General features: G+C 67.8%; 12 protein-coding genes. 6 read left to right on the plus strand and 6 right to left on the minus strand.

What is annotated here, in order from left to right; all coding sequences use genetic code 11:
• Positions 1 to 59 precede the first annotated feature (59 nt).
• A complete protein-coding gene (locus OHS03_RS34075) occupies positions 60 to 704 on the minus strand; it encodes a LysE family translocator (protein WP_328659671.1) in 645 nt (214 codons plus the stop codon).
• A 51-nt stretch (positions 705 to 755) separates the two neighbouring features.
• A complete protein-coding gene (locus tag OHS03_RS34080) occupies positions 756 to 1,346 on the minus strand; it encodes a TetR/AcrR family transcriptional regulator (protein WP_328659673.1) in 591 nt (196 codons plus the stop codon).
• A gap of 81 nt (positions 1,347 to 1,427) precedes the next feature.
• On the opposite strand from OHS03_RS34080, the gene OHS03_RS34085 reads away from it, so the two are divergent.
• From OHS03_RS34085 to OHS03_RS34110, 6 genes are all read left to right on the plus strand, one after another.
• Entirely contained in the window at positions 1,428 to 1,847 is a 420-nt protein-coding gene (locus OHS03_RS34085) for a VOC family protein (protein WP_328659675.1), read from the plus strand.
• A gap of 36 nt (positions 1,848 to 1,883) precedes the next feature.
• Positions 1,884 to 4,454, plus strand: coding sequence for an alpha-glucan family phosphorylase (gene glgP, locus OHS03_RS34090; RefSeq protein ID WP_328659677.1), 2,571 nt, complete (start codon positions 1,884 to 1,886; stop codon positions 4,452 to 4,454).
• Between the two features lie 83 nt (positions 4,455 to 4,537).
• On the plus strand, positions 4,538 to 5,899 hold the full coding sequence (locus OHS03_RS34095) for an NCS2 family permease (protein WP_328659679.1): 1,362 nt from the start codon (positions 4,538 to 4,540) through the stop codon (positions 5,897 to 5,899).
• A 68-nt stretch (positions 5,900 to 5,967) separates the two neighbouring features.
• Positions 5,968 to 6,381, plus strand: coding sequence for an MTB12 C-terminal domain-containing protein (locus tag OHS03_RS34100; protein ID WP_063816362.1), 414 nt, complete (start codon positions 5,968 to 5,970; stop codon positions 6,379 to 6,381).
• 181 nt (positions 6,382 to 6,562) lie between these two features.
• Complete coding sequence (locus tag OHS03_RS34105) at positions 6,563 to 7,111, plus strand: DoxX family protein (protein ID WP_328659681.1); 549 nt, start codon at positions 6,563 to 6,565, stop codon at positions 7,109 to 7,111.
• A gap of 216 nt (positions 7,112 to 7,327) precedes the next feature.
• Positions 7,328 to 8,137, plus strand: coding sequence for a hypothetical protein (locus OHS03_RS34110; protein WP_062991788.1), 810 nt, complete (start codon positions 7,328 to 7,330; stop codon positions 8,135 to 8,137).
• Position 8,138: 1 nt separating this feature from the next.
• Here OHS03_RS34110 and OHS03_RS34115 read toward each other — a convergent pair whose 3' ends face one another.
• From OHS03_RS34115 to OHS03_RS34130, 4 genes are all read right to left on the minus strand, one after another.
• Entirely contained in the window at positions 8,139 to 9,443 is a 1,305-nt protein-coding gene (locus OHS03_RS34115) for a glycosyltransferase 87 family protein (protein ID WP_328659683.1), read from the minus strand.
• Between the two features lie 200 nt (positions 9,444 to 9,643).
• Positions 9,644 to 10,348 (minus strand): malonyl-ACP O-methyltransferase BioC, encoded by a 705-nt coding sequence (locus OHS03_RS34120; protein WP_063893668.1) that lies wholly within the window; start codon positions 10,346 to 10,348, stop codon positions 9,644 to 9,646.
• 94 nt (positions 10,349 to 10,442) lie between these two features.
• On the minus strand, positions 10,443 to 12,488 hold the full coding sequence (locus OHS03_RS34125) for an ATP-dependent DNA helicase (protein WP_056817821.1): 2,046 nt from the start codon (positions 12,486 to 12,488) through the stop codon (positions 10,443 to 10,445).
• Positions 12,489 to 12,543: 55 nt separating this feature from the next.
• On the minus strand, positions 12,544 to 13,080 hold the full coding sequence (locus OHS03_RS34130; protein WP_062991792.1) for a DMP19 family protein: 537 nt from the start codon (positions 13,078 to 13,080) through the stop codon (positions 12,544 to 12,546).

The following is a 13,080-nucleotide window of genomic DNA, read 5'->3' on the forward strand; positions in this document are numbered from 1 at the left end:
GCATTTTTCCGGGTGGGGAGCGCTGGTGGCCGGGGGTGCGGATGTCGTCCGGGGTGGTTTCAGCGTGTGTCGGCGGCCAGGCCAAGGCCGAGGGCTACCAGGACGGCGGCGAGGGTGCGTTCTACCCGCTGACGGATCGTGGCACGGCGCAGCCAGGCGCCTGCTCGGTCGGCGGCCAGGACCACTCCCACGCACCAGGCGCCGTCGACGACGACCTGGATGGTGGCCAGGATGCACAGGGTGGGCAGGACAGGGCCTTCGTTCGGGAGGAATTGGGGCAGGATCGTCATGCCGAACACCGCCGCCTTCGGGTTGGCGGCGATCGAGATCAGCGAGGCTCGGAAGGCGGCGGCGGGAGTGTTGCCGCCCGGGAGTTTCGCGGTGAGGGCGGCGCCGAAGTCGTCGCTGTGGCCGCGGGCGTGGCGCCAGGACTGGACGCCGAGCCAGATCAGGACGACGGCGCCGACGACATGCATGGTGGTGTTGAGCCAGCGGTTGGCGGCCAGCAGAATCGACAGCCCGGTGCCGCCCGCGAGCGTCCAGCCGAGAATGCCGATCTCGTTGCCCACGACCGCGGCCAGGCCGGCGCTGCGCCCGTCGCGAACCGATCGCTGCAGGAACAGCGCCGTCGCGGGCCCGGGCAGCGCGGCCAGGATGAGGGCGGCGACCAGGAATTCGGGCAGGACATCGACCCAGTGCGGCATCGGTGCATGGTGGCACGGAGTGCCGGGGTACGGCGAGCGGATTTCGTGGCGTCAGGGCCCGCGCAGGCCCGCGAGGAGTCGGTCGAGGGCGGCGATGGTGTCGGTCAGCGCGTTCGGGTCGGTGGTGGTGGCCAACCACAGCGCTGCCTCGTTCATCGCCCCGGAGAGCAGTTGGGTCAGCGGGGCGACCGGTTGTGGGGGAAGGACACGGGCGTCGACGAGGGATTGCAGGGCTTCGTGCAGGTGGCGGGCGGAATTGGCCTCGTCCATGGCACGCCATTCGTGCCAGCCGAGGACGGCGGGGCCGTCGATCAGCAGGATCCGCTGAACGAGCGGGTCGGCGCAGGCTCGCAGGAACGCGGCGCAACCGGTGGTGAGCTGCGTCCACGGGTCGGACTCGGTGTCGGCGGCGGCGGCCACCTGCGCGCCGACCTCCTCCTGTACCTGCGTGAGGACCGCGCGGAACAGGTCGGCCTTGCTGTCGAAGTGGTGATACAGCGCGCCCTTGGTGACCCCGGCGGACGTCACGATCTCCGACAACCCCACGGCGGCATAGCCTTTCGCGGCGAACAGGGCCCTTGTCTCGTGTAGCAGGACGCGCCGCGTCTGTTCGCGTTGCCGCGTTCGCGCCGTCGATGTCATCGACTGTCCTCCCGTTGACCTACCGATGGTATGTGAACTATCGTACGACACATACCAACGGTATGTGAAAGGTGAATCCCCATGAGACTCAGCAGCTACTACCCGGTTCTGGCCACCAGCCGGATCGCGGAATCGCGCGACTTCTACACGGCCTGGTTCGGCTTCGAGATCGTCTTCGAAGCGGACTGGTACGTCAGCCTGCGGCGGGCGGGCGCCGACGACGAGCCGACCTACGAACTGGCCCTGCTCGACCCCACCCATCCCACGATCCCGGCAGGCTTCGGCAAGCCGGTCCAGGGGGTAGTGCTCAACTTCGAGGTCGACGATGTCGACGCCGAGTGGGACCGACTCGTGCGGACCGGCGGCCTTCGCCCCGAACTCGAGCTGCGCACCGAAGACTTCGGGCAACGCCACTTCATCGTCGCCGATCCCGCAGGCGTGCTGATCGACGTGATCACCGAGGTCCCGCCCACCCCCGAATTCGCTGCCCAGTTCACCTAGGACCCCCGTGCGGGCTCGATCGTTTATTCTTCCGGGGTGAAGGCACTTCGTCGGTTCACTGTCCGTGCCCATTTGCCGGAGCGGCTCGCCGCGCTGGGTGAGTTGTCGACGAACCTGCGGTGGTCGTGGCACGGCCCGACGCAGGATCTGTTCGCCGAGCTCGATCCGCAGTTGTGGCGCGCCGTCGGCCAGGACCCGGTACGGATGCTGGGTGAGGTGCCCGCCGAGCGGCTCGATGAGCTCGCCGCCGATCCCGGCTACACCGCACGGGTGGACGCGGCTGCTGCGGGCTTGCAGGACTACCTGGCTCGGCCGCGGTGGTTCCAGGAGCAGACCGGCACCGATGTGGCGGGGATCGCCTACTTCTCGATGGAGTTCGGCGTCACCGAGGTGCTGCCGAACTACTCCGGCGGTCTCGGCATCCTCGCCGGTGATCACCTCAAGGCCGCCTCGGATCTGGGCTTGCCACTGATCGGCGTCGGGCTGCTGTATCGCTCGGGGTATTTCCGGCAGTCGCTGTCGGCCGACGGCTGGCAGATGGAGCACTACCCGGCGCTCGACCCGCAGGGGCTGCCGCTGCGGCTGCTCACCAGCGACGGCTCGCCGGTGCTCATCCGCGTCGGCATGCCGGAGGGGCGGGTGCTGCGGGCCAGGGTGTGGATCGCGCAGGTGGGCCGGATCCCGTTGCTGCTGCTCGATTCCGATATCGCCGACAACGATCCCGAACTGCGCGCCGTCACCGACCGGCTCTACGGCGGCGATCAGGACCACCGCATCAAGCAGGAGATCCTGGCCGGAATCGGTGGCGTTCGCGCGGTGCGCGCTTACACCCGCGCCAACGGGCTCCCTGATCCCGATGTCTTCCACATGAACGAGGGTCACGCGGGGTTCCTCGGCGTCGAGCGCATGCGTGAATTCATCGCGGGCGGACTGGATTTCGAGACCGCACTCACCGCGGTGCGGGCAGGCACCGTGTTCACCACGCACACTCCGGTGCCCGCGGGCATCGACCGATTCCCGATGCCGTTGGTCCGCAGGTACTTCGGCGGATCGCACGGTGAGTCCGAATCCGCTCTGCTGCCAGGGCTTTCCGTGGACCGGATCCTCGCATTCGGTCGTGAGGGCGATCCCTCGGTGTTCAATATGGCGCACATGGGTCTGCGCATGGCCCAGCGCGCCAACGGCGTATCGAAACTGCACGGTGAAGTCAGCCGGGAGATGTTCGCGGCGCTGTGGCCGGACTTCGACGCGGCCGAGGTGCCGATCGGCTCGGTCACCAACGGCGTGCACGCACCGACCTGGGCCGCGCGCGAATGGATCGACAAGGCGCGCGAACTGGTCGGCCCCGAACTGGTCGAGGAGGCGCGGGGCTGGGAGAAGCTCAGCGATGTCGACCTCGGTCAGCTGTGGTCGACGCGGAACACGTTGCGCGGGGTACTGATCGATGAAGTGCGACGCAGGCTGCGCGATTCCTGGCGACAGCGAGGCGCCGCCGACGCCGAACTCGGCTGGATCGACGACGTGTTCGATCCGAACGTGCTCACCATCGGTTTCGCCCGTCGCGTTCCCACCTACAAGCGGCTCACCCTCATGCTGCGCGACCCCGAACGTCTGCGCGCGCTGCTGCTCGACCCCGAACGTCCGGTGCAGCTGGTGGTCGCGGGCAAGAGCCACCCCGCCGACGACGGCGGTAAGGCGCTGATCCAACAGGTCGTACGGTTCGCCGACGACCCAGAGGTGCGTCACCGCATCGTCTTCCTGCCCGACTACGACATGTCGATGGCCCGCTACCTGTACTGGGGTTGCGACGTGTGGCTGAACAATCCGCTGCGCCCGCTCGAAGCCTGTGGGACCTCGGGAATGAAGTCCGCGCTCAACGGCGGCCTCAATCTGTCCATCCGCGACGGCTGGTGGGACGAGATGTACGACGGCGAGAACGGCTGGGCCATCCCCACCGCCGACGGCATCCGCGACGAGACCCGCCGCGACGACCTCGAGGCCTCGGCGCTCTACGAACTCGTCGAGCGCACTGTCGCGCCGCGTTTCTACGACCGTGACGCGAGCGATGTGCCGATCCGCTGGACCGAGATGGTGCGCCACACCCTGCAGACCACCAGCCCGAAGGTCCTGGCATCGCGGATGGTGCGCGACTACGCCGAGCAGTACTACGGACCCGCGGCCGCCGCGTTCGGTCGCGCCGCAGCCGACAAATTCGCCGGCGCCGCCGAGATCGCCGAATACCGCAAGCGCGTCGACGCCGCGTGGCCATCGGTACGGATCGCACAGGTCGACAGCTCGGGTCTGCCCGATACCCCGGTGATCGGTGCGGAACTGTCGCTGCACGCGCGCATCGATCTCGGCGGGCTCGCGCCGTCGGATGTGGTGGTGCAGGCGGTACTCGGCCGGGTCTCGCCGACCGACGACCTCTCCGATACGACCACGATCGAGATGGGCCACACCGGCGCCGACGAAGGCAGCGAACTGTATTCGATCCAGGCTCCGGTCCCGCTGTCGGGCGCGGTCGGGTACACGGTCCGTGTCCTTCCCCACAACGCGTTGCTCGCCTCCGACTCCGAACTGGGCTTGGTGGCCGTCGCGGGGGCGTGACCGTACACGGTGACACGAGTGCCGAGTTATTCGATTCAGTGAACTTTCCGCTACCGTTCCGGGGTCGATAACTGAGGAGAATCATGGCCAGTGATGCCCTGACCCGTGCCAGAGGGCGCATCGACGGATATTTCGGTATCTCGTCGAGTGGGTCCAGCTTCAAGCGCGAGGCGATGGCGGGCACGGTCACGTTCCTGGCGATGTCGTATGTGCTGGCGGTGAACCCGTCGATCCTCGGTGACGAGGGCGCTCTCGGCGACAAGGGCATCCCGATGCAGGCGGTCTTCACGGCCACCGCCGTCGCCGCGGTCTTCGGCACGCTTGTGATGGGCATCTGGGCGAAGTACCCGATCGCGCTCGCGCCGGGCATGGGTCTCAACGCGTTCTTCGCCTACACAGTGGTGCTCAGCATGGGCATCCCGTGGCAGGTGGCGCTGTCGGGCACCTTGCTGTCGGGCATCATCTTCTTCATTCTGGCGATCACGAAGGTCCGGGAACGGATTCTCAACGCGATCCCGTTGCAGATGAAGTTCGCCGTCGGCGCGGGTATCGGTTTGTTCGTGGCGTTCCTCGGGTTGAAGAACGCGGGCATCGTGGTCAACAGTGACTCGACGCTGGTGACTCTCGGCGATCTCACCGATGGCACCACGATGCTGGCTCTGTTCGGTCTGATCGTCACCGTGGTCTTCCTGGTGATCGGCTGGCACGGCGCGGTGCTCTACGGCATCGTCTCGACCACGATCCTCGGCATGGTGACCGGTCTGGTCGACATCCCGGACGGCATCGCCGAGATGCCGAAGGGGTTGGATCAGACATTCGGCCAGGCGATCATCCACCTGCCGGACGCTTTCACCGGGCAGATGATCGTGGTGGTCCTCACCATGCTGTTCGTCGATTTCTTCGATGCCTCCGGCACCCTGATCGGCGTCGCCAACCAGGCCGGTCTGCTGAACAAGGACGGCACCCTGCCCCGTGCGGCGAGCGCGATGGCCGCCGACTCGGTCGGCACCACCGCGGGCGCGATCATCGGTACCTCCACCACCACCGCCTATGTCGAATCGACGGCGGGTGTGTCGGCGGGTGGTCGAACGGGACTCACAGCGGTGACCACCGCGGGCTGGTTCCTGATCGCGATGTTCTGCTATCCGATCTTCTCGGTGGTCGCCGGATCGGCCGAGATCACCTCGGCCGCGCTGATCGTGGTCGGCATCCTGATGGCGCGTTCGCTGGGCGACATCGACTGGCAGAACCTCGAGTACTCGGTGCCCGCGTTCATCACGGTCATCATGATGCCGCTGACGTATTCGATCGCCAACGGGCTGGCGATGGGCATGATCTTCTACCCGATCGTGATGGTCGCCAAGGGCCGTATCAGGGAAGTGCACCCGGCCATGTGGGCACTGATGGTGCTGTTCCTCGCGTACTTCATCTTCCTGGTGGAGTAGGCGTTCCGGCCATAGGTGTGTCTATACTCAGGCTAGCCTAGGCTTGCCTAACTAGAGGAGATCCATCCATGAAGCGTTCGCTCGTTGCCGCGTCGATGGCGTTTGCCACCATCTTCGCGCCGGTCACCGCCGCTGTCGTCGCCACCGCCCCCGCCGCGATCGCCGCCCCCGCCACGCCTTCGGTCGGTGAGCTGTACGGCAAGTTGCAGGCAGCCATGAATGGTTCGGCGTCCGAGCTCGAGTCGGGCGATGCCAGTGGCCTCGCGGTCGTGCGCGACACCGTCAACCGGATCCCCGGCTACAGCTGGGATGTCTCCGGCCCGGTCACCGTGGACGGTGACACCCTGTCGGCCACGCTGAACAGCCGCCTGGGTGACTACGCCTTCCCGATCCCGGTGACCTGGAAGAACATCGGCGGCACCTGGAAGCTGTCGCAGGAGTCCGAGCAGACTCTGGTCGGCTACGCCACCATGGCGTGGTGAACTGACGTCTTCGACAAGGGTCGTCCCACTGGGGCGACCCTTTTCGTTGTCCTGTGCGCGGGGTCACAGAAATGCCTGGAAGGGCGTGAAATAGTGGCAGCGGACCCAGGGTTGTGACCGAGGAAGGCAATCGGACCACGGTCCGGTTGCGGGCATGTTTCGAATCGCAGACGAGGAAACGATGACCGACACCGCTACCCGCATCACCCCTACCGCCACCACCGACGAGACCACTGCCGCAGGTATCGGCCTGCTGGTGCTGCGCGTCGGCTTCGGTGGTCTGATGGCCGCCTACGGAACCCAGAAGCTGTTCGGTTGGTTCAACGGCCCCGGCTGGCGCGCCAATGCCGACGGCTTCACCGCCATGGGCTACAACCCCGGCGAAATCTTCGGCACACTGGCCGGGCTCACCGAACTGGTCGGCGGCCTGCTGCTGGTGTTCGGGCTGTTCACACCGCTGGCCGCCGCTGTAGTGCTCGGGACGATGATCAACGCCATCAACGTGCTGTGGAGCGGCGGGCTCTTCCCGTCGGATCCGTCGGTGCCGGGGTTCACGACGCCGCTGCTGTTCGCGCTGGTCGCCGCGGCTGTGGGGTTCACCGGGCCGGGGCGCTTCTCGCTCGATGCGGGCCGACCGTGGCAGCGTCAGGGCGTGGTGTGGGGCGGCGGGGCCGTCGCGGTGGCCGTGGTGGCCGCGGTGGTGACGTTGATCTTGAAGGCTGTGCTCTGATCTGACACAGCACTGTGTATCGCGAGGGCGGCGTGGTGACCGGGATCCGGTTGCCTCGCCGCCTCTTTCGTGGTGTGGCGAGCCGATTCGTCATCGGGCGTACGTCCGTGGTTCCACGGAGCACGCGCGGGGAGTCGGTGGCAACCATTAACCTCGTGGCGGCGCCTGTTCTCAGCGGCGCCACGCATTGTCCGCGGATGGAAGAGGAGAGCTGCGATGAAGGCTTACGACCTGGGTTTCGGGGACTCGGCGGACAAATTGGCCGAGACGCCCGACGGTGAGCCGCTGACGCTGGACGCGCCGGTGCGCTCCGGCTGGATCGGCAGCGAAGGACCGGCCATCGATCCGGCCACCTGGCCGCGCGGACCCGTCACCGGCCTGCCGATGATGCACGCGCTCACCCTGCGGCTGCCCACCGATTTCCAGCGCCGCGGCCCCGGGTTCCCCGCCATCGCGCTCTTCCAGGGCGAGGGCCAGTTCGCCGGTACCGACGCGGTCGAGGCGGACGCGGCCTCGGATGACCCCCTCGCGCGCGACCTGGTCGCCACCCGCCCGCACCCGAAGTCGCAGATCATGCACGACGAGATCGGCGGCGCTTTCGCGCTGATCTGGCTCACCGAAAAGGAATTCGCCGGCGGTCCCGTGGCCCCGCCCGCCGACGTTCGCCTGCCCGGATCTCCGAGCGCGAGCGATGAAGGCTGTAATGCCTGGGACGATGTGCATCCCACCGTCGGTGTCTGGCTCGCCGAGCGCACCGCCGATCCCAATGTCGGCATCCCCCCGGTCGAATACGAGCCGAACACGAAGTACCAGGACCCGCTCACCGAGGACTCCGGCTGGACCGCGTGGGCCGAGCCGCTTTTCGGCCGCTCGCACCTCGGCGGCACCGCCTTCCCCGTCCAGGCTCTGCCCGAGGGGTTGACCCCGTACTACCTGGAAATCGAAGAGATCTCCGGCATGAACCTCGGCGGCGGCAACGCCCAACTCGACTTGGAGTCGGGCGTTTTCGATTGGTCCTGCGGGTAGCTCAGTTCATCATCGCCGGACGGTCGTCGTCGGGGTGTGGGGCGGCGACGGTCCGGGTTTCGGGTGAAATCTGTTCGGGGGCAGAGATATCGATGATCGGCTCGATGGGAGCGGGCGGTAGTCTGCGCGAACGAATGTGCAGGGCGATGCCCGCCAGGGTGATCAGGTAGATGATCACGTAGACGTTCATCAGCACCTGGGACAGCGGCCACCACGGGGGGAGCAGGAAGGTGCCGACGCTGACCCAGGTGGGGGTATAGGTGTAGTTCCAGGCGGCGATGGCCAGGTAGAGGCCGCCGCCCGCGGCGAGCCACCACGGTGTGCGCGTTTGGGCGCGGTGGATCAGGTAGACCAGCAGCGGGACGAACCAGACCCAGTGGTGGCCCCAGGAATACGGGGAGATCGCGCAGGCGGTGAGGCCGCCGAGGGTGACCGAGAGCAGAGGTTCGCCGCGCCGAACCAGCACGGCCGAGAGCCACAGGGCCGCCAGCGCGATCGGTATCGCGATCAACAGCCACAACCACACCGGCGCGGGGCCGTGCGTGAGGTGGGCGATGGCGCCGCGCAGGGACTGGTTGGCCGGGTGGACGTCGGGGGCGATGCGGCCGGAATGGAAGAACGTCGAGGTCCAGTACTGATAGGAGTCCCTCGGCAGGACCAGCGCGGTCAGTCCGATCGACGCGACGAAGGTGAGGGCGCCGGTCGCGGCTGCGCGCCACCGCCGTTGGGCGAGGTACTGGGCGATGAAGTACAGCGGGGTCAGCTTGATGCCCGCGGCGATGCCGACGCCGATGCCGCGCAACTTGCTGTTCTCGGCGCGGGAGAAGTCCCACAGCACCAGCAGCATCAGCACCAGATTGATCTGCCCGTAGTACAGCGTGGTGCGCACCGGTTCGGCGAACGTGCAGGCCAGGGTGAGCAGTGCGCTGACGGCGGCCAGCCCGGGGGTGACGCGGTAGCCGAGCATCCGGAAGCTCTGCAGCGCAACCGCGAACAGCACCAGCAGGTTGAGCACCATCCAGGTGGTGGTGACGTGAGCCCACGGAACCAGCAACAGCGGCAGGAACACCAGGGCCGAGAACGGCGTGTAGGTGTAGAGCAGGCCGTAGTGCGTCGGGTCGATGTAGAGCGCCCGTTCGTGCACCACGCGCCAGCCGCCGTCGCGGTAGATGTGCACGTCGAGACCACCGACGAGAATGCCGCCGCTGTCCATCCACGGATCCATGGTCGTGAACAGCAATGTCACGCCGAAGACAGCGGTACCGAGTAGCAGAAGAAGCGTCAGGGTCGTGCGCGGCAGTGCCACGCCTCGAGATCTCTCCGCCACGGCCGTGCTACCGGCCGGCCCACATCGTATGCACGACTAAGAACCTACCGCGCCGGGTGAACGACGTTCGGCGGCGGACCGACTTCGGTAGGAAAACGACATGAAAGCGGGTACAGCTGGCGGCGAACCGTTCTCGGCCATCCATGAACGGCCGCGCGACGTTGCGGGTTGCGCGCCCATCACGCGGCTGGACGCAACGTCAGCATGGTGTCGGCGCCGTGATGGAACTCATACTCGGTCTTCTGCAGGGCGGTGGTGACACCTTTGTCGTGGAGTTCGGCGCGCAGGTGATCGATCAGGTCGTCGAGCGGGGCGCCGGTGTAGTCGAGCAGCGGGTAGACCCGGGCTTCGGTGGTGGCGACACGAGTCAATTCGAGCAGGGCTGCCAGGTGGAAATCGGCGTCGAGTCGGTCGGCGTAGCTGAACAGCAGGTGCGAGCTCAGGGCCAGATCGAAAGCGTCGTCGGGGCAGGGGAGCGAGGGCAGGGAACCGGCCAGGTAGCGGTGGGGTGCGGCGCGCACGTCGTCGGCGAAGCGGGCGGCGGCGCCGCGGCGGATCGCGGCGTGCTCGGCGGTGGAGCCGTACCAGTCCCAGCGATAGCGGTCGGCGTGGGAGTGCGCCCAGGCCACCGCGCGTTCGGTTTCGGGGGTCGCGCGGGCGGCCAGTTCGAGCGGTGGGGTGGCGTAGATGGGATCGATCGCGGTGACTTCGGCGCCCAATGCGCTCGCCTCGGCCGCGAAACTGGCTGCGCCACCGGGACAATCGAGGACGCGGCGACCGGAAAGGTCATCGTCGGAGAGATGGAACATCGCGCGGTACTCGGCCAAAGATCGTGCGCTGACCAGAAATTCGCCGAGTACCTCGCCATCGGCGTGGTGCATCATCACCACACGTTCTCACGAGTTGCGTTCGCACGCTCGCTGATTCACGAGTGTGGTCACGGCGCTTGCAGGACTCGACTTGCCGGCGCCGGGCAGGTCAGGCCGTATCGGTGAGCCGACGCAGTGCCTTCGCGACCACCTCGGGATCGCTGGTCTCCCAATACGGCGGCAGTGAAGCGCGCAGGTAACTGCCGTAGCGCGCGGTGGCCAGGCGGGAATCGAGGATCGCGACCACGCCGCGGTCGTCGACGCTGCGTAGCAACCTGCCGGTGCCCTGGGCCAGCAGCAGCGCGGCGTGATTGGCGGCCACGGTCATGAAACCGTTGCCGCCGCGCGACTCCACCGCCCGCTGACGTGCGGTGAGCAGCGGATCGTCGGGTCGGGGGAACGGAATGCGGTCCAGGATAACGAGACTCAGCGACGGGCCTGGCACGTCGACGCCCTGCCACAGGGTGAGGGTGCCGAACAGTGAGGTGGCCGGGTCGTCGGCGAATTTGCGCACCAGCGCGCCCATCGAATCGTCGCCCTGGCACAGCACCGGGGTGTCGAGCCGTTCGCGCAGCGCCTCGGTGGCGGCTTTGGCGGCGCGCATCGAGGAGAAAAGGCCGAGCGTGCGACCGCCGGCGGCGGTGATGAGCTGTTCGATCTCGTCGAGATAGGCGGGCGAGAGGCCGTCGCGGCCCGGCGCGGGCAGATGCTTGGCGACGTAGAGGATGCCGGACTTGGCGTGGTCGAACGGGGACCCGACATCGAGGGCGTTCCAGCGCACCGATTCCACATCGGCGGGTGCGGTGGCGCCGTTGGCCATGGCCGGATCGACCTTGCCGCCCGATTGCGACGGCAGACCCCAGGTGATCGCGAGCCCGTCGAACGAACCGCCGATCTGCAGGGTGGCCGAGGTGAGCACGACCGTCGCGGTGCCGAACAGTCTGCTGCGCAGCAGTCCGCCGACCGAGAGCGGCGCCATCCGCAAGGTGCGGCGGGCGACGCCGCGCATCTCGTCGGCCGACAACCAGATCACATCGCGGCGGGCGGCGGGATCGGCCTCCTCGAAGGCGGTGAGGGCGCGGACCGCGGCGTCGTGCACGTCGTCGATGGCGGCCACGGCCATGGTGCGGGCGGCGGCGTTGTCGGGGTCGTCCTGGGTTTTGACGGTGCCCTGCGGTGCGATGGCGGTGCGCGCGTTCCAGGCGGAGTCGCGGACCAGGGCCAGGACCGGGGCGATGCCGTCGGGCATCTGGTCCCAGCGGCCGGGCGGGAGATCCTCGAGGGCCTGGTGGAAGGCCTCCGCGGCCCCCTCCAAGCGATCTACCTCGCGTTCGTCGATCAGTTTGGTGCAGCGGCGGGCGGCGGCGCTGATCGCGGTGGCGGCCAGTTCGGCGGTGGCCACGCCGGTGACGCGGTCGACCAGCTCGTGTGCCTCGTCGATCACCACCACGTCGTGTTCGGGCAGGATCTGGATGCCGCTGATGGCGTCGATGGCCAGCAGCGCGTGGTTGGTCACCACCACGTCGGCCTGGGCCGATTCCGTGCGGGCCTTCTCGGCGAAGCAGTCCTGGCCGAACTGGCAGCGGGACTTGCCGAGGCATTCGCGCGAGCCGACGCTCACCTGACGCCAGGCGCGGTCGGTGACGCCGGGGGCGAGCTCGTCGCGGTCGCCGGTTTCGGTGTCGGAGGCCCATTCGTTGAGGCGCTGGACCTCGCGGCCGAGGCGGGAGATGGCGAAGGCGTCGAACAGTTCGGCCTCGCCGCCGGTGTCTTCCGGGATCACGCTGTTGATCTTGTTCAGGCAGAGATAGTTGTTGCGGCCCTTGAGGATCGCGAACTTGGGTGCTCGGCCCAATGGTTTGGTCAGCGCCTCGGCCAGGCGCGGCAGGTCGCGGTCGACGAGCTGGCGTTGCAGCGCGATCGTCGCCGTGGAGACCACCACGGTGCGGCCGGTGCGGACCGCGTGGCGCAGGCTCGGGATGAGGTAGGCCAGCGATTTTCCGGTGCCGGTACCCGCCTGGACCGCCAGGTGTTCCTTGGTGTCGATCGCATGATCGACGGCGGTGGCCATGGTGGTCTGCCCGGAGCGTTCCTTGCCGCCGAGGGCGTGCACGGCGGTGACGAGCAGGTCGGCGACGGCAGGAAGTTCGGGCACGCTGGCAGCTTAACGGCACCCTCGGACAGGTTCGCCCGGGCGACGGCGAGCCCGTTCAGGACTCGCGGACGAAGTCGTCGATGTGGTCGCGGACGTAGTCCATGACGCGCTGTTCGAAGTCCTGGGGTTCGTTGATGTCGTAGATCTCGTCGGGGTCCTCGGCTCGGTCGCCGGTGGGGCGGCGGATCTGGTCGGGGGTGGCGAGGGTCTGGTGTTCGTCTTCCCAGAAGCGGTCGAGGTCGTCGTTCGGTGAGCTGAGGGAGGCGTCGCGGGCGGCGATGATGGCCGCGGCGGCCAGTTGGGGCATGCCCGCTGCTCGCAAACCCCTTGTTGCCCAAGGGAGTTCACTGCGGCGGGTTTTCAGGTAGCCCGAGAATCCGGCGTCGAGGACGCTGGTGTGCAGGCTCGACAGTGCCAGTAGATGCGAGAAGGCCGGGGGGAGCTTGCCGAACGCGCCGATGCCGAGGAGTTGGAGATCGTCGGTGGCCGGGTTCGACCAGAAGACGGTGTCGGCGGCGTCGTGGATGCTGTCGGTCTCGGCGAGTGCCTTCGTCAGGGCGGATCGGGTGTGCGCCGGGAATCGATAGTCCAT

The organism is Nocardia salmonicida (assembly GCF_036142455.1).
Lineage (GTDB): Bacteria > Actinomycetota > Actinomycetes > Mycobacteriales > Mycobacteriaceae > Nocardia > Nocardia salmonicida.

Bases quoted from the DNA above. Each gene is read 5' to 3' on its own strand.
- OHS03_RS34075 (WP_328659671.1), bottom strand. From the start codon at position 704: ATGCCGCACTGGGTCGATGTCCTGCCCGAATTCCTGGTCGCCGCCCTC.
- OHS03_RS34080 (WP_328659673.1), bottom strand. From the start codon at position 1,346: ATGACATCGACGGCGCGAACGCGGCAACGCGAACAGACGCGGCGCGTC.
- OHS03_RS34085 (WP_328659675.1), top strand. From the start codon at position 1,428: ATGAGACTCAGCAGCTACTACCCGGTTCTGGCCACCAGCCGGATCGCG.
- OHS03_RS34095 (WP_328659679.1), top strand. From the start codon at position 4,538: ATGGCCAGTGATGCCCTGACCCGTGCCAGAGGGCGCATCGACGGATAT.
- OHS03_RS34100 (WP_063816362.1), top strand. From the start codon at position 5,968: ATGAAGCGTTCGCTCGTTGCCGCGTCGATGGCGTTTGCCACCATCTTC.
- OHS03_RS34105 (WP_328659681.1), top strand. From the start codon at position 6,563: ATGACCGACACCGCTACCCGCATCACCCCTACCGCCACCACCGACGAG.
- OHS03_RS34110 (WP_062991788.1), top strand. From the start codon at position 7,328: ATGAAGGCTTACGACCTGGGTTTCGGGGACTCGGCGGACAAATTGGCC.
- OHS03_RS34120 (WP_063893668.1), bottom strand. From the start codon at position 10,348: ATGATGCACCACGCCGATGGCGAGGTACTCGGCGAATTTCTGGTCAGC.
- OHS03_RS34130 (WP_062991792.1), bottom strand. From the start codon at position 13,080: ATGGACTATCGATTCCCGGCGCACACCCGATCCGCCCTGACGAAGGCA.